Source organism: Pseudomonas sp. BJa3 (assembly GCF_026343815.1).
In the GTDB taxonomy this organism is placed as follows: domain Bacteria; phylum Pseudomonadota; class Gammaproteobacteria; order Pseudomonadales; family Pseudomonadaceae; genus Aquipseudomonas; species Aquipseudomonas soli.
In genome coordinates, this window is sequence record NZ_JAOXMC010000021.1 from 13,204 (window position 1) to 29,225 (window position 16,022).

The 16,022-nt window shown below is 64.0% G+C and carries 17 protein-coding genes; 13 read left to right on the forward strand and 4 right to left on the reverse strand.

Annotated elements, in window-relative coordinates; all coding sequences use genetic code 11:
* Window positions 1-186: 186 nt before the first annotated feature.
* From OH705_RS22480 to OH705_RS22540, 13 genes are all read left to right on the forward strand, one after another.
* Complete coding sequence (locus tag OH705_RS22480; protein ID WP_038707277.1) at window positions 187-1,458, forward strand: glutamate-5-semialdehyde dehydrogenase; 1,272 nt, start codon at window positions 187-189, stop codon at window positions 1,456-1,458.
* A complete protein-coding gene (gene nadD / locus OH705_RS22485) occupies window positions 1,427-2,119 on the forward strand; it encodes a nicotinate-nucleotide adenylyltransferase (protein WP_046857282.1) in 693 nt (230 codons plus the stop codon). Before OH705_RS22480 ends, nadD begins: the two co-directional genes overlap by 32 nt.
* A 44-nt stretch (window positions 2,120-2,163) precedes the next feature.
* Entirely contained in the window at window positions 2,164-2,592 is a 429-nt protein-coding gene (gene rsfS, locus OH705_RS22490) for a ribosome silencing factor (RefSeq protein ID WP_031315360.1), read from the forward strand.
* A gap of 9 nt (window positions 2,593-2,601) precedes the next feature.
* The gene (rlmH, locus tag OH705_RS22495) at window positions 2,602-3,069 is read left to right on the forward strand and encodes a 23S rRNA (pseudouridine(1915)-N(3))-methyltransferase RlmH (protein ID WP_023631106.1); all 468 of its coding nucleotides are present in this window, start codon (window positions 2,602-2,604) and stop codon (window positions 3,067-3,069) included.
* 17 nt (window positions 3,070-3,086) lie between these two features.
* Entirely contained in the window at window positions 3,087-4,985 is a 1,899-nt protein-coding gene (gene mrdA, locus OH705_RS22500; RefSeq protein ID WP_023631107.1) for a penicillin-binding protein 2, read from the forward strand.
* A 38-nt stretch (window positions 4,986-5,023) separates the two neighbouring features.
* Window positions 5,024-6,127, forward strand: coding sequence for a rod shape-determining protein RodA (rodA, locus tag OH705_RS22505; RefSeq protein ID WP_052062270.1), 1,104 nt, complete (start codon window positions 5,024-5,026; stop codon window positions 6,125-6,127).
* Between the two features lie 17 nt (window positions 6,128-6,144).
* Window positions 6,145-7,155 carry a lytic murein transglycosylase B gene (gene mltB, locus OH705_RS22510; RefSeq protein WP_267303022.1) on the forward strand — a complete coding sequence of 337 codons (1,011 nt, stop codon included), beginning with the start codon at window positions 6,145-6,147 and terminating at the stop codon, window positions 7,153-7,155.
* Window positions 7,156-8,154, forward strand: coding sequence for a septal ring lytic transglycosylase RlpA family protein (locus OH705_RS22515; protein WP_038707279.1), 999 nt, complete (start codon window positions 7,156-7,158; stop codon window positions 8,152-8,154). It begins immediately after the preceding gene.
* 265 nt (window positions 8,155-8,419) lie between these two features.
* Entirely contained in the window at window positions 8,420-9,580 is a 1,161-nt protein-coding gene (locus OH705_RS22520) for a D-alanyl-D-alanine carboxypeptidase family protein (RefSeq protein ID WP_023630271.1), read from the forward strand.
* Between the two features lie 70 nt (window positions 9,581-9,650).
* On the forward strand, window positions 9,651-9,926 hold the full coding sequence (locus OH705_RS22525; protein ID WP_023630272.1) for a DUF493 domain-containing protein: 276 nt from the start codon (window positions 9,651-9,653) through the stop codon (window positions 9,924-9,926).
* Window positions 9,926-10,573 carry a lipoyl(octanoyl) transferase LipB gene (gene lipB / locus OH705_RS22530; protein WP_023630273.1) on the forward strand — a complete coding sequence of 216 codons (648 nt, stop codon included), beginning with the start codon at window positions 9,926-9,928 and terminating at the stop codon, window positions 10,571-10,573. Before OH705_RS22525 ends, lipB begins: the two co-directional genes overlap by 1 nt.
* 2 nt (window positions 10,574-10,575) lie before the next feature.
* Complete coding sequence (gene lipA, locus OH705_RS22535; RefSeq protein ID WP_267303023.1) at window positions 10,576-11,592, forward strand: lipoyl synthase; 1,017 nt, start codon at window positions 10,576-10,578, stop codon at window positions 11,590-11,592.
* A gap of 98 nt (window positions 11,593-11,690) precedes the next feature.
* Window positions 11,691-12,629, forward strand: coding sequence for a S66 peptidase family protein (locus tag OH705_RS22540; RefSeq protein WP_267303024.1), 939 nt, complete (start codon window positions 11,691-11,693; stop codon window positions 12,627-12,629).
* Between the two features lie 34 nt (window positions 12,630-12,663).
* Here OH705_RS22540 and OH705_RS22545 read toward each other — a convergent pair whose 3' ends face one another.
* From OH705_RS22545 to lptE, 4 genes are all read right to left on the reverse strand, one after another.
* Window positions 12,664-13,977 (reverse strand): lytic murein transglycosylase, encoded by a 1,314-nt coding sequence (locus OH705_RS22545; RefSeq protein ID WP_023630276.1) that lies wholly within the window; start codon window positions 13,975-13,977, stop codon window positions 12,664-12,666.
* A 62-nt stretch (window positions 13,978-14,039) separates the two neighbouring features.
* On the reverse strand, window positions 14,040-14,204 hold the full coding sequence (gene arfA / locus OH705_RS22550) for an alternative ribosome rescue factor ArfA (RefSeq protein ID WP_267303025.1): 165 nt from the start codon (window positions 14,202-14,204) through the stop codon (window positions 14,040-14,042).
* Window positions 14,205-14,320: 116 nt separating this feature from the next.
* Window positions 14,321-15,358: a DNA polymerase III subunit delta gene (holA, locus tag OH705_RS22555; protein ID WP_267303026.1), complete on the reverse strand. Its 1,038-nt coding sequence runs from the start codon at window positions 15,356-15,358 to the stop codon at window positions 14,321-14,323.
* 37 nt (window positions 15,359-15,395) lie between these two features.
* Window positions 15,396-16,001: an LPS assembly lipoprotein LptE gene (lptE, locus tag OH705_RS22560; protein WP_023632654.1), complete on the reverse strand. Its 606-nt coding sequence runs from the start codon at window positions 15,999-16,001 to the stop codon at window positions 15,396-15,398.
* Window positions 16,002-16,022 lie beyond the last annotated feature (21 nt).

A 16,022-nucleotide genomic window follows, 5' to 3' on the forward strand; every position in this document is an offset into this window, starting at 1 on the left:
ATGCCCCGTAGGGCGTGGGAGCGGGTTTGCACCGCGATGACGCTGAGGTGTGTTTCGATACGGGTGGTTACATCTTTCCTACGTATTGGCGGCAGCCATTTTCTACCATCCGCCACCCGCCGCTGGGCGTACCCGAGCGCTCCAGTTATAATCAGCCGATTTCCCCTTTGCCAAGACACCGAACCCATGACCGAGTCCGTTCTTGACTACATGACCCGCCTGGGTCGCGCCGCCCGTGAGGCCTCGCGGGTGATCGGCCGTGCCAGCACCGCGCAGAAGAACCGCGCCCTGCAGGCCGCCGCCGACGCTCTCGACGCGGCCCGCGACGCGCTCACCGCAGCCAACGAACAGGACCTGGCCAATGGCCGCAAGAACGGCCTGGAACCCGCGCTGCTCGAGCGCCTGGCGCTGACCCCGGCACGCATCGACGGCATGATCACTGGCTTGCGCCAGGTGGCCAGCCTGCCGGACCCGGTCGGCGCCATCCGCGACATGAGCCACCGCCCGTCGGGGATCCAGGTCGGCAAGATGCGCGTGCCGCTGGGGGTGATCGGCATCATCTACGAGTCGCGCCCCAACGTGACCATCGACGCCGCAAGCCTGTGCCTGAAGTCGGGGAACGCCACCATCCTGCGCGGCGGCTCCGAAGCCATCCATTCCAACCGTGCCATCGCCACCTGCATCCAGCGCGGCCTGGCCGAGGCCGGCCTGCCGCCGGCAGTGGTGCAGGTGGTCGAGACCACCGACCGTGAAGCCGTGGGCGCGCTGATCAGCATGCCGGAATTCGTCGATGTCATCGTGCCTCGTGGCGGCCGCGGCCTGATCGAACGCATCAGCCGCGATGCCCGTGTACCGGTGATCAAGCACCTGGACGGTATCTGCCACATCTTCGTCGATGCCCACGCCGACCTGGACAAGGCCTGGCGCGTTGCCTTCAATGCCAAGACCTACCGTTACGGTATCTGCGGCGCCATGGAGACGCTGCTGGTGGACCAGTCGGTGGCCGAGCGCTTCCTGCCGGAAATGGCCCGCCGTTTCCAGGACAAGGGCGTCGAACTGCGCGGTTGCGAGCGCACCCGGGCGTTCATCGACGCCAAGCCGGCCAGCGAAGACGACTGGCACACCGAATACCTCGACGCGATCCTGTCGATTCGCGTGGTCGACGGCCTGGAACAGGCCATCGAGCACATCAACCACTATGGCTCGCACCACACCGATTCGATCATCACCGAGCACCAGGGCCAGGCCCGGCGCTTCATGGCCGAGGTCGACTCGGCGTCGGTCATGCTCAACACCCCGACCTGCTTCGCCGACGGCTTCGAATACGGTCTGGGCGCGGAAATCGGTATCTCCACCGACAAGCTGCATGCCCGCGGCCCGGTCGGCCTGGAAGGCCTGACCTGCGAGAAGTACGTGGTGATCGGCGATGGCCAGCTGCGCGGCCAGGAGCCGTGCTGAGTTGAGCAACCCTGTCGCAGTCCGGCGCGTCGGCATTCTCGGCGGCACCTTCGACCCGGTGCATATCGGTCACCTGCGCAGTGCGCTGGAAGTGGCCGAATTCATGTGCCTGGACGAACTGCGCCTGCTGCCCAACGCCCGGCCGCCGCACCGCGACACTCCGCTGGTGGCTGCGCAGGATCGCCTGGCCATGGTGCGCGGCGCCGTGCAGGGCGTCGAGCGCCTGAGCGTGGATGCCCGCGAGCTGGCCCGCGACAAACCGTCGTACACCATCGACACGCTGGAGTCGATCCGCGGCGAACTGAACGCGCACGACCAGTTGTTCCTGGTGCTGGGCTGGGACGCATTCTGCGGCCTGCCCAGCTGGCATCGCTGGGAAGAGCTGCTGCAACACTGTCACATCCTGGTGCTGCAACGCCCGGATGCCGATGTCGAACCCCCTGACGAGCTGCGCAACCTTCTGGCGGCGCGCTCGGAGAGCGATCCCACCGCCATGTCCGGCCCGGCGGGGCATATTTCGTTCGTCTGGCAGACCCCGCTCGCGGTGTCCGCCACGCAGATCCGACAGCTGCTGGCCAGCGGCAAGTCGGTGCGGTTCCTGGTGCCGGACGCAGTACTGGCCTATATCGAGGCGCACGACCTGTATCGTGCGTCCAACTGACGGCGCCCATGGGCGCCTCAATCAATGAGTTGAACGAGTTTTATATGACCAAGCAGAAAATCAACGGCATCAGCGGCGAAGAACTGGTCGAACTGACCAAGGCCGCGCTGGAAGACGTCAAGGCCCAGGACATCCAGGTCATCGACGTGCGTGAAAAGCACAGCCTGACCGACTACATGATCATCGCCACCGGTACTTCCAACCGCCAGATCAACGCGATGCTGGAAAAGGTCCGTGAAGCGGTCAAGGCCAAGGGCGCACAGCCACTGGGCGAAGAAGGCAAGGGCGACAGCGACTGGGTGCTGCTGGACCTGAACGACGTCATCGTGCACATGATGACCGCCGCCGCCCGCCAGTTCTACGATCTGGAACGCCTGTGGCTGGGCGCCGAGCAGAGCCGCGCCAACGACGGCAAGCACCACAGCCCGGAGCACGCTCACGAGTACTCCGACAAGCTCAAGGACCGGGAATAAGGAAGCGTCGTGCGTCTGCGCCTGATCGCGGTCGGCTCGCGCATGCCCAAGTGGGTCGAGGAAGGCTGGCATGAATATGCCAAGCGCCTGCCCCCGGAGCTTGCGCTGGAGCTGGTGGAAATCCCGCTGAACACCCGCGGCAAGAACGCCGATGTCGCCCGCCTGATCCGTCAGGAGGGCGAGGCGATGCTGAGCAAGGTGCAGCCCGGGGAACGCATCGTCACCCTCGAGGTCCATGGCAAGCCCTGGAGTACCGAGCAACTGGCGGGCGAGCTGGACCGTTGGCGCCTGGATGCGCGTACGGTCAACCTGATGGTGGGCGGCCCGGAAGGGCTGGCGCCGGAAGTCTGCGCACGCAGCGAGCAGCGCTGGTCGTTGTCGCCGCTGACATTGCCGCACCCGTTGGTAAGGATACTCATCGGCGAGCAGATCTACCGCGCCTGGACCGTGTTGTCCGGGCATCCCTACCACAAATGAACCTGTAAGCCTGTCCGATGCCGCAGCAGATCCGCCTCAAGGACCACGAGAAAGACGCCCGCCTGGTGCGCAACCGCGTCGTCGTGGGCGCCGTGGCGGTGGTGCTGCTCGTCTGCGTATTGATCGCCCGGCTGTATTACCTGCAGGTCATCCAGTACGACTATCACTCGACGCTGTCGGAGAACAACCGGGTGCATGTGCAGCCGATCCCGCCGACACGCGGGCTGATCTTCGACCGCAACGGCGTGGTGGTGGCCGACAACCGCCCCAGCTTCAGCCTGGTGATGACCCGCGAACGCGCTGGCAACCCGGGCAAATGGCAGGATGTGCTGGACGTGATCGTCGAGGTGCTCGAGCTCACCCCTGACGACCGTGCCCTGTTCGAAAAGCGCATGAAGCAGGGGCGCAGGCCGTTCGAGCCGGTGCCGATCCTGTTCGAGCTCAACGAAGAGCAGATCGCCCGCATCGCGGTCAATCAGTTCCGTTTGCCTGGTGTGGAGGTGGCGGCGCAGCTGGTTCGCCACTATCCCCAGGGCGCGCATTTCGCCCATTCGGTGGGCTATGTCGGGCGGATCAACGAGAAGGAACTGAAGACTCTCGACCCGGTGAACTACAGCGGCACCCACCATATCGGCAAGACCGGCATCGAGCGCTTCTACGAAGACGAACTGCATGGCCAGGTGGGCTACGAGGAAGTCGAGACCAACGCTCGCGGGCGGGTTCTGCGGGTGCTCAAACGCACCGATCCGAAGCCGGGCAAGGATATTGTCCTGAGCCTCGACATCAAGCTGCAGGAAGCCGCCGAGCAGGCGTTGGGCGGGCGCCGTGGCGCCATCGTCGCCCTCGACCCGCGCACCGGCGAGGTACTGGCGATGGTCAGCCAGCCGAGTTTCGACCCCAACCTGTTCGTCACCGGCATTGGCTTCAAGGCCTACGCCGAACTGCGCGACTCGATCGACCGGCCGCTTTTCAACCGCGTGCTGCGCGGCCTCTATCCGCCGGGCTCGACGATCAAGCCGGCAGTGGCGATCGCCGGGCTCGACAGTGGCGTGGTGACGGCAGGCAGCCGGGTGTTCGACCCGGGTTATTACCAACTGCCCAACTACGATCACAAATACCGCAACTGGAACCGTACCGGCGATGGTTGGGTTGATCTGGATGTGGCGATCATGCGGTCAAACGACACGTATTTCTACGATCTTGCGCACAAGATGGGTATCGATCGGCTGTCCAGCTACATGAACAAGTTCGGTATCGGGCAGAAGGTCGCCCTGGACATGTTCGAGGAGTCGCCCGGCTTGATGCCTTCCCGTGAGTGGAAGCGCGCGACTCGCCGCCAGGCCTGGTTCCCCGGCGAAACGCTGATTCTCGGCATCGGCCAAGGCTATATGCAGACCACGCCGCTGCAGTTGGCCCAGGCCACCGCGTTGATTGCCAACAAAGGGGTATGGAACCGTCCGCACCTGGCCAAGACCATTGAAGGCCAGCCGCCGGTGGACGAAAACCCAATGGAAAACATCGTACTGCGCGACAAGTCCGACTGGGCTCGGGTCACCCACGGCATGGAGCAGGTGATGCACGGCGCCCGCGGCACCGCCCGCAAGGCCGCCATCGGCTCGCAGTACCGTATTGCCGGCAAGAGCGGTACCGCCCAGGTGGTGGCGATCAAGCAGGGCGAGAAGTACGACCGCAACAAACTCCAGGAACGCCACCGCGACCACGCCCTGTTTGTCGCCTTCGCCCCGGCCGACGCCCCCAGGATCGTGGTCTCGGTGATGGTCGAGAACGGCGAGTCCGGATCCGGCGTCGCTGCCCCCGTGGTACGTCAGGTCATGGATGCCTGGCTGCTTGACGAGAATGGCCGGCTCAAGCCCGAGTTCGCCCCCGCCACAGTCGCCCAGGAATCGGCCCCGTGAAGAACAACTTCGACCGCATGCTCTCCAGCGAGGACGTGATGCGCAGGCGCGCCAGCTTCCTGCAGCGCATCCATATCGACGGTCCCTTGCTGCTTATCCTGCTGACGCTCGCCGCCGGCAGCCTGTTCGTGCTGTATTCGGCCAGCGGCAAGAACTGGGACCTGCTGATGAAGCAGGCCAGCTCATTCGGCATCGGCCTGGTGTCGATGTTCATCATCGCCCAACTCGAGCCGCGCTTCATGGCGCGTTGGGTGCCGCTGGCGTACCTGGCCGGGGTATTCCTGTTGATCGTGGTTGACGTCATGGGCCACAACGCCATGGGCGCCACGCGGTGGATCAACATTCCCGGGGTGATCCGCTTCCAGCCCTCGGAATTCATGAAGATCATCATGCCGGCGACCATCGCCTGGTACCTGTCCAAGCGCACCTTGCCGCCGCACCTCAAGCATGTGGCGATCAGCCTGATCCTGATCGGCGTGCCATTCATCCTCATCGTGCGTCAGCCCGACCTGGGCACGGCGCTGCTGATCCTCGCCTCCGGCGCCTTCGTCCTGTTCATGGGCGGGCTGCGCTGGCGCTGGATCGTCAGCGTGATCGCGGCGGCGGTGCCGGTGGCGGTGGCAATGTGGTTCTTCGTCATGCATGACTACCAGAAACAGCGCGTGCTGACCTTCCTCGATCCGGAAAGCGACCCGCTGGGCACCGGCTGGAACATCATCCAGTCGAAGGCGGCCATCGGTTCGGGCGGCGTGTTCGGCAAGGGCTGGCTGCTGGGCACCCAGTCGCACCTGGACTTCCTGCCCGAGAGCCACACCGACTTTATCATCGCCGTGCTCGGCGAGGAGTTCGGCCTGGTTGGCATCTGCCTGCTGCTGCTGATCTACATCCTGTTGATCGGCCGCGGGCTGATGATCACCGCCCAGGCCCAAACCCTGTTCGGCAAGCTGCTCGCGGGCAGCCTGACCATGACCTTCTTTGTTTATGTGTTCGTCAATATCGGTATGGTCAGCGGCCTTCTGCCCGTGGTGGGCGTGCCGCTGCCCTTTATCAGCTATGGCGGAACTTCGTTGGTAACGCTGCTGTCAGCGTTTGGCGTTCTGATGTCGATCCATACGCACCGCAAATGGATCGCACAGGTTTGAAAAAGGTGAAGAATTTCATGCAAGCAGTGCGTGGCTGGGCTGCCCGCCTGGCGCCGTGGTTCGGCGCGTTGGGTCTGCTCGGCGCAGTCCAGCAGGCCAATGCCGGTGACTATGATGGTTCGCCACAAGTGGCCGAGTTCGTTGGCGAGATGACTCGCGACTACGGCTTTGCCGGCGAGCAACTGATGGGTGTGTTCCGTGAGGTGCAGCGCAAGCAGGCGATCCTCGACGCGATCTCGCGGCCGGCCGAACGGGTCAAGCCGTGGAAGGAATACCGCCCGATGTTCATCACCGATGCGCGCATCGCCCGTGGCGTGGACTTCTGGCGCCAGCACGAGGCCATGCTGGCCCGCGCCGAGCAGGAATACGGCGTGCCGGCGCAGGTGATTGTCTCGATCATCGGGGTGGAAACCTTCTTCGGCCGCAATACCGGCAACTATCGCGTCATCGACGCGCTGTCCACGCTGGGCTTCGATTACCCGCCACGCGCCGAATTCTTCCGCAAGGAGCTGCGCGAATTCCTTCTGCTGGCCCGCGAAGAGCAACTTGACCCGCTCACGCTCAAGGGCTCCTACGCCGGCGCCATGGGCCTGCCGCAGTTCATGCCGAGCAGCTTCCGAGCCTATGCCGTGGACTTCGACGGCGACGGGCACATCAATATCTGGAACAACCCGGACGATGCCATCGGCAGTGTCGCCAGCTACTTCAAGCGCCACGGCTGGGTGGCCGGGGAGCCTGTGGTCAGCCGTGCCACCATGCGTGGCGAGCGCGCCGACGAAGGCCTGACCAGCGGCATCGAACCGGTGAAGACGGTCGCGCAGTTGCGGGCGCTGGGCTGGTCGAGTCATGATGCGCTGCGCGATGATCTGCCGGTCACCGCCTTCCGTCTGGAAGGTGAATACGGCCCTGAGTATTGGATGGGCCTGAAGAATTTCTACGCGATCACTCGCTACAACCGCAGCGTGATGTATGCCATGGCGGTGCATCAGCTTTCGGAACAGCTGGTTCTGGCACGGGGCGTCAAGTAAATGCGCGAAATCTTCACTGTAAATACCGCAAAACTGCTGACCTGCGTCGCCGTCGGCCTGGTGCTGGCCAGTTGCTCGTCGAGCCGGCCCTCCACCCCGCAGAGCGGCAACACCGTGCGTGCGCAACCGGGCCTGGACATCAACCGTGCCCACAAGGATGGCGCGCCCTGGTGGGACGTGGACGTCAACAAGATCCCCGACGCCACGCCGACCGTGCACACCGGCAACTACAAGGCCAACCCGTATACGGTGCTGGGCAAGACCTACTACCCGATGCAGGACTCGCGCAACTACCGCGCCGAGGGTACCGCGTCGTGGTATGGCACCAAGTTCCATGGCCAGAACACTGCCAACGGCGAGCTCTATGACCTCTACGGCATGAGCGCGGCGCACAAGACCCTGCCGCTGCCGGCCTACGTGCGGGTGACCAACCTGGCTAACGGGCGTAGTGTGATTCTGCGAGTCAACGACCGTGGTCCGTTCTACTCCGACCGGATCATCGATCTGTCCTACGCGGCGGCGAAGAAGCTTGGCTATGCCGAGATCGGCACCGCCCACGTGCGCGTCGAGGGCATCGACCCGCAACAATGGTGGGCCCAGCGTGGCCAGCAGCCGCCGATGGTGCTCAAGGAGCCGCAGGTCGCTCAGGCTCAGCCGATTCCCGCCAGCACCGGGCGTGTCGAGCAGTGGACCCCGCCGCCGCAGCAACACGCGGCGCCCGTGGTGCCGGTGCAGGTGGGCGGAAACAATGTGCCGAATGCCAGCGGCGGCAGCATCTTGCAAGTGGGCGCGTTCGCCAACCCGGACGCCGCTGAATTGCTCCGCTCGAAGCTGAGCACCATGGTCAGCGCACCAGTATTCATCAGCTCCGTGGTGCGTAACCAGCAGACCCTGCATCGAGTGCGCCTGGGGCCGATCAACAGCCAGGGCGAGATCCAGCAGGCACAGGACAGCATTCGCCTGGCCAATCTAGGTCAGGCGAAAGTCGTGACTGACTGAGCGGCATCGCGCAGCGAACCCGCGCCCATGCCAGGTGGTCCGAACGGCGTGGGAGCGGGTATGCCCCGCAATGAATCAGCACACCGACCTGTCGGTTTGTTCATGAATTGCCGGTCGTAGGTATGTACAATGCCGCTTTTGCCCGCAGCGGCATTACGCCGCACTTTCTGGGCCAGGCCACAGGCCATAAAACTAGACTGACGGGGCGCTGGGCAAATGAACTTGCCCACGGAACATCAGACCATTAGCGATTTACGAGAGACGGATGAACATCACCAACCTTGCCAAACGACTTTGCCTGCCTGTTCTGCTGATGATCACGCCTGCTGCCTTCGCAGCGGAGCAGATGATGCCGGCACCACCGCAACTGGCCGCCAAGTCCTACGTACTCATGGACGCGTCCAGCGGCAACGTGCTGGTCGAGAACAACGGTGACGAGCGCCTGCCGCCAGCCAGCCTGACCAAGCTGATGACCGCCTACATCGCCACCCTGGACATTCGTCGTGGCCAGATTGGCGAGAACGACCCGGTGACCGTCAGTGAGAACGCCTGGCGCACCGGCGGTTCGCGCATGTTCATCAAGGTTGGCAGCCAGGTGACCGTCAGCGACCTGCTGCACGGCATCATCATCCAGTCCGGCAATGACGCATCGGTCGCCCTGTCCGAGCACATCGCCGGCAGCGAAGATGCCTTCGCCGACATGATGAACAAGACCGCCACCGACCTGGGCATGGCCAACAGCCACTTCATGAACCCCACCGGCCTGCCGAACCCGGAGCACTACTCCTCGGCCCACGACATGGCCCTGCTGGCGCGCGCGATCATCAACGAAGATCCGGCGCACTACGCCATCTATTCGCAGAAAGAGTTCTTCTGGAACAACATCAAGCAGCCTAACCGCAACCTGCTGCTGTGGCGCGACAAGACCGTCGACGGCCTGAAGACCGGCCACACAGACGAAGCCGGCTACTGCATGGTCGCCTCGGCTGTGCGTGACGGCCAGCGCCTGATCGCCGTGGTATTTGGCACCAACAGCGAGCAGTCCCGCGCCGCCGAGACCCAGAAGCTGCTGACCTACGGTTTCCGCTTCTTTGAAACCCAGACTTTCTACCAGAAGGGTACCGAGCTGACTCAAGCCCAGGTTTGGAAAGGCGCGACCAACCAGGTCAAGGCCGGCCTGGCCAACGACCTGACCATGACCATGCCTAAAGGCCAATTGAAGCGCCTCCAGGCTTCGATGACCATGAACCCGCAACTGACCGCTCCGATCGCCAAAGGTGACGTGATCGGTAAAGTGGAAGTCAAACTGGATGAGAAAGTGGTTCACAGTGCCGACCTCATCGCCCTGGACGGCGTCGAGGAAGCAGGTTTCTTCGGCCGCATGTGGGACAGCATCCGCCTGTTCTTCTACGGTTTGTTCAACTGATACGTGACTTGCACGCCCCCGTGAACCAGGCGGGGGCGCTGCTGCCACGGCTTACGAGGCCGTTTCCGCCATGAGCGAAGAAGACGTCAAGTCGCACAAGATCGAATTCCCCTGCGAGGATTACCCGATCAAGGTGATCGGTGACACCGTTGTCGGTTTCAAGGACACGGTAATCGAAATTCTCAGCAAGTACGCCAAGGTCGACCTCTCGACGCTGGCCGAACGCCAGAGCAAGGAAGGCAAGTACACCACGGTGCAACTGCATATCGTTGCCACCGGTGAGGACCAGTTGCACGACATCAACAGCGCCTTGCGCGCTACCGGCATCGTGAAAATGGTGCTGTGATGCCCGCTTGCCTCGGTTTTCGCGATCTTGGCCTGCAGCCCTATGAACCGGTGCTGGAGGCCATGCGTCGCTTTACCGAGCAGCGCGGCCCGGACAGCCTGGACGAAGTCTGGCTGGTCGAGCATCCTCCGGTGTTCACCCAGGGCCAGGCCGGCAAGGCCGAACACCTACTGGTGCCCGGCGAGATACCGGTGGTGCAGACCGACCGCGGCGGACAGGTCACCTACCATGGCCCCGGCCAGCTGGTGGCCTACCTGCTGCTGGATGTGCGCCGCCTGAGTATCGGCGTACGCGAGCTGGTCAGTCGCATCGAGCAGACCCTCATCGACCTGCTCGCCAGCTATGGCGTGCAAGCGGTGGCCAAACCCGACGCTCCGGGCGTCTATGTCGATGGCGCGAAGATCGCGTCCCTTGGCCTTCGAATCCGCAATGGCCGTTCGTTCCACGGCCTTGCCCTGAACGTGGACATGGACCTTGCGCCATTCCGCCGAATCAACCCCTGTGGGTATGCGGGGCTGGCCATGACCCAGCTGCGCGACCTGGCAGGTCCGATCGAACTCACTGAGGTCAGGACAAGGCTGCGCGGACAGCTGGTCAAGCACCTCGACTATGCTGAGCAGACGACCCTGACGGGCGGAATCGACTGATTATGACAACTGTGCAAGAAACCGTGCCGAACCTGATCTCGACGCAAGACGTCACCCCGCGCCCTGTTCCCAAGAAAGTGGAAGCCGGCGTGAAGCTGCGTGGCGCCGACAAGGTGGCACGTATCCCGGTGAAGATCATCCCCACCGAAGAGCTGCCGAAAAAGCCCGACTGGATCCGCGTGCGCATTCCGGTTTCCCCGGAAGTCGACCGCATCAAGCAACTGCTGCGCAAGCACAAGCTGCACAGCGTATGCGAAGAAGCTTCCTGCCCGAACCTGGGTGAGTGCTTCTCTGGCGGTACCGCCACCTTCATGATCATGGGCGACATCTGCACCCGCCGCTGCCCGTTCTGCGACGTCGGTCACGGCCGGCCGAAGCCGCTGGATGTCGACGAGCCGAAGAACCTTGCCGTGGCCATCGCCGACCTGCGCCTGAAGTACGTGGTGATCACCTCGGTGGACCGCGACGACCTGCGTGATGGCGGTGCCCAGCACTTCGCCGACTGCATCCGCGAGATCCGCGCGTTGTCGCCGGGCGTGCAGCTTGAGACCCTGGTGCCGGACTATCGCGGCCGTATGGACGTGGCGCTGGAAATTACCGCGCAGACCCCGCCGGACGTATTCAACCACAACCTCGAGACAGTGCCGCGCCTGTACAAGGCGGCACGCCCGGGCTCGGACTACGACTGGTCGCTGGACCTGCTGCAGAAGTTCAAGCAAATGGTCCCGCACGTACCGACCAAGTCCGGCCTGATGCTGGGGCTGGGCGAGACCGACGAGGAGGTCATCGAGGTGATGCACCGCATGCGCGAGCACGATATCGACATGCTCACCCTCGGCCAGTACCTGCAGCCGTCGCGCAACCACTTGCCAGTACAGCGCTTCGTGCACCCGGACACCTTCGCCTGGTTCGCCGAGGAAGGTTACAAGATGGGCTTCAAGAACGTCGCCTCCGGTCCTCTGGTACGCTCGTCGTACCACGCCGACCAGCAGGCTCACGAAGCCAAGATCAAGCTCTGAGTCGGGCTTGAGCGGGATATGCCGATGCGCGCCGGAAGGCGGCATCGGCATTTTTTTGAGCTGCATGTTTCAAGCGACGAGCTGCAAGGAGTGGCGCGATGAATTGCCTGGAGACCGCTGACCCCCTGTTGCCCAAGGCACTGCCTGGCAACGCCCGTTTCGCCATCATCGCCCCGGCTGGCCCGGCGCGGCTCGATACCGACAAGGCTCGCCAATGGTTCGAGAAGCGTGGGCACCAGTGCCGGATCTACCCCGGGGTGCTGCAGGCGGACGGCTACCTGGCGGGCAGCGATGAGCAGCGCCTGCGAGACCTGCATGACGCGTTCCGCGACCCGGACATCGACGCGATCCTGTGCATGCGCGGGGGCTACGGCAGCATGCGCCTGCTGGACCGTATCGACTTCGACCTGATCCGCCGTCACCCCAAGCCACTGGTGGGCTACAGCGATATCACCGCCTTGCATACGGCGATCAACCGGCATGCGGGGTTGGTGACCTTCCATGGGGCGATGCTCAATGCCGACTTGCTGGGAGCGAAGCTGGAGCCGACCGTACGCTCATTGTTCGACCAGCTTGGCGGGCAGGTAGTGGCGGGGGACGAGATTGCCCATTCGGCGGCTTTTGCGCTGACCGGAATCATTCCCGGAGTGGCCAGTGGCAGGTTGGTTGGCGGCAACCTGTCGGTGCTTGGGGCAACATTGGCGACCTTGGGCGAAGTCGACACTCAGGGCAGCATCCTGTTCATCGAGGACGTCAACGAGCCGCTCTATCGTGTCGACCGCCTGCTGACCCAATTACGCCTGGCCGGCAAGCTGGAGGGCGTGCGCGGTGTGCTGGTGGGGGACTTTGCCGGTATCACGGTCGCGGCCATGACGCCTTTGCTGCTGGATACCTTTGGCCCTCTCGGGGTGCCGGTTCTGGCGGGGTGGCGCAGCGGGCATTGTGATCCGAATGTATGCCTGCCGTTGGGGGCGCGGGTCAGGCTTGAAGCGGGAGAAAAGCGGCTGGTGCTCGAACAGGCCTTGTTCAAAGCCTGAAACAGTTGGGGCCGCTTTGCGGCCCCGATACGTTCTAGCGACGCAGGCTGTCGAGCAGCTTGTGCGTCGGATAACCATCCGCCGGCCAGCCCTGCGCCTGCTGCGCATTGCGAATGGCCTTGCGGGTATTGGCACCGATGATCCCGTCGGGATTGCCTGCCTCATGGCCACTGGCGTTGAGCAAGGTCTGCAGCTCGATACGTTCGCTGCGGCTTAGCGGCAGGTCTTCTTTCGGCCAACTGCCGGCAATGAACCCCCAACCGTAGAAGCGATCCCCCAGCAGGCTCACCGCCAGCGCGTAGGAGGACGAGTTGTTGTACTTGAGGATCGCGCGGAAGTTGTCCAGCACCAGGAACGCCGGCCCACGGGCACCAGCGGGAAGCAGCAGGGCAGCGGACAGCTGGTTGCTGCCAGCGGGCAATGCGGTGCCGGCGGGCAGTTTCACGCCCAGCTGCAACCATTCGCTGACGCTCTTGCGCTGGCTGCCATCGGCCAGCCACCAGTCGAAACCGGCAGGTACCTGTACCTCGAAGCCCCAAGGTTGGCCACGCTTCCAGCCGGAGGCCTGCAGGTAGTGCGCGGTGGATGCCAGGGCGTCGGCGGTGCTGTTCCAGATGTCACGGCGACCATCACCGTCGAAATCCACCGCGTGAGTGAGGTAGGTGGTCGGGATGAACTGGGTCTGGCCCATGGCGCCGGCCCAGGAACCGCGCATCGCGTCAGGCTGGATGTCGCCGTTTTGCAGGATCTGCAGGGCGGCGATCAGCTGGTCCTGGGCGAACTGTGGGCGGCGGCCTTCATAGGCCAGGGTGGCCAGCGAACGGATCACCGACTTGCTGCCCTGAAACTGGCCGAAGTTGCTCTCCATGCCCCACACCGAAACCAGCACCTGGCGGTCGACGCCGTAGCGTTGCTCGATGCGGGTCAACAGCTCGGCATTCTGTTCGAGCAGTTTCTTGCCGTTGCGTACGCGCAGCGGCGACAGGGCACCGTCCAGGTATTCCCAGACCGGGCGGCTGAACTCCGGTTGGCTGCGGTCGGCCTTGATCACGTCCATGTCCGGAGTGACGCCGAGGAAGGCGCGGTCGAACAGGCTGACGCTGATCCCGGCTTGCAGGGCTTGCTCGCGGAAACCGGCCTGCCATTGGGCGAAGGTCTGCAGGGGCTGGATTTCGCTGCTGCTATCGGGCGTGGCGCCGGGTAGCGTAACGACGGGTGCAGGCTGGGCGGGTGCCAGCGGCAGGGCATCGGCGGCGGTGGGTTTCTCGGCGCAGGCGACGAGCAGGATGAAGCTTGTGGCCGCGATCAGCTGGCGGGGTTGCCAGCGGAGAGTGAGACGAGAGGGCATGCACAGATCCAGAATTGCAGGTCAGGTGCCGACCATACCATGCCTGCGCATTTCATGCCTTTTCAGGCGGCCATAAAGCAGGAAGCCTCCCAATCTCTCGATTGGAAGGCTCCGCGGCGGTAGCTGCCTTTGCCTTTTCCTGCCTGTTCCTGGCGGCAGCGGAACAGTGGTTGGGCGATGATCGACTTGGCCTTGTTGGGGCCGTGCTTCTTCGGCTTCTTGCTCATGGTGGATCCCCGATCTGTGTGGATTGCGGGCGCACTCTAGGCCTGTAGCGCTATGTGAGCCAATTGATTGTGTTTATGGCGTCAGGGCTCATCGCGGGCGTGACCCACGATGAGCCTTACTCGGCGGGCAGCGCCAGGCGCTGCCCGGCCATGAGCAGCGACAAGCGCGCCAGACTGGTCCATGGCGAGCCCTCGGCCTGGCCCTTGATCTGTGCATCGATACGCTGGGCATCCTGCAGGAGCATGGCCCAGCGCTGCGCAGAGAGGCGCTGCAAGGCTTTGCTCACCAGCGGACGGCGCTTGTCCCACACCGGCGGTCGGGCCTGGCTGAACGCCTTGTCCAGTGGCACGCCCTGGCTGAACTGCTGCGCGAGGCCGGCCAGCAGGCGTAGTTCGCGGGCAAGGGCCCAGAGAATGACCGGCGGCTCGACACCTTCGCCGCGCAGCCCCTCGAGCATGCGCAGGGCATGGGCCGCTTCGCCATTGAGAATGGCATCGACCAACCCGAACACATCGAAGCGGGCGCTGTCGGCAACAGCGGCCTGGACGGTCTCGACGGTGATCTGGTTGCCCTCGGCGAGCAACTTGAGCTTCTCGATCTCCTGGGCGGCGGCCAGCAGGTTGCCCTCGACCCGAGCGGCGATCAGGTCGATGGCGTCACGCTGGGCCGACAGCCCGGCCTGGGACAGGCGCTGGTTGATCCACTGCGGCAATTGCTGGGCGTCCACTGGCCAGATCTGGATGAACTGGCAGTGCGCGCCTTCGATCAAGGCCTTGCCCCACTTGGTTTTCTGCGCGCTGCCATCGAGCTTGGGCAAGCTGATCAGCAGCAGCGTGTCCTCGGCCGGGTTGGCGCAGTATTCCATCAGCGCGGCAGCGCCTTTGTCGCCGGGCCTGCCCGAGGGCAGGCGCAGCTCCAGCAGCCGGCGCTGGGCGAACAACGACAGGCTGGCCCCGGCCAGCAGCAGGTTGCCCCAGTCGAAGTTGGCATCGGCGCTGAACACCTGGCGTTCGTCGTAGCCCTGCTGGCGCGCGGTGCTGCGGATGGCGTCGGCGGCCTCCTGGCACAGCAGCGGGTCGTCACCGCTGACGATGTAGACGGGCGCCAGCTGGCCTTGCAGGTGCTTGTTGAGTTGGGCGGGGGAGAGCTTCATGGCGAAGGGCGGGGCACCTCAGGTGCCCCGTTCAGGCTCAGGGAGCCGGGACTTCCAGCGGCGACTGCTGGGGCGTTTCGTCCTGGATGCGCTGGGCTTCCTTCAGGGCGCGAGCCTCGGCTTCGGCGCGCTCGTTGGCCTTGCGTTGCAGCTCGTCCAGGCGCGTCGGGGTCAGTTGCTGAAGGCGGGCCATCATGGCCTGCACCAGATCACGACGCATTTCCTCGCGGACCTGATTCGCTTCCTGGCCGGAACCGTTGATATTGTTGCCGTTGTAGACGTAGTACTTCTGCACTTGCAGCTTGTCTTCAAGCAGCATGCTGTCGTTTTGGCCTTCGATCGCATAGTTCAGCACGGTCGTCAGTTCGTACTCGGCCGAACGGTTGCCACCGCTGTAGGTTGCAGCGCGTTGGGTTTCCTGCTCGTTGGTGAGCACCAGCTTGTAGGGGGCGCCGGAATAGACTTTCACGCCGCTGCTTTGCAAGGTGCGACGTAGCTGCATGACGGTCGGGCCGTATTCGTTACGTGCGCCGAGGTCGATTTCCTTGATGCTCAGTTCGTTGGTGCCGGTGCCGCGCAGCTGGAAACCGCAGGCGCTGAGCAGCACAGCCAGGCCCATTACCAGCAGATTGCGTTTGATCATGTGTGTTGCTCCCTCGTGGAC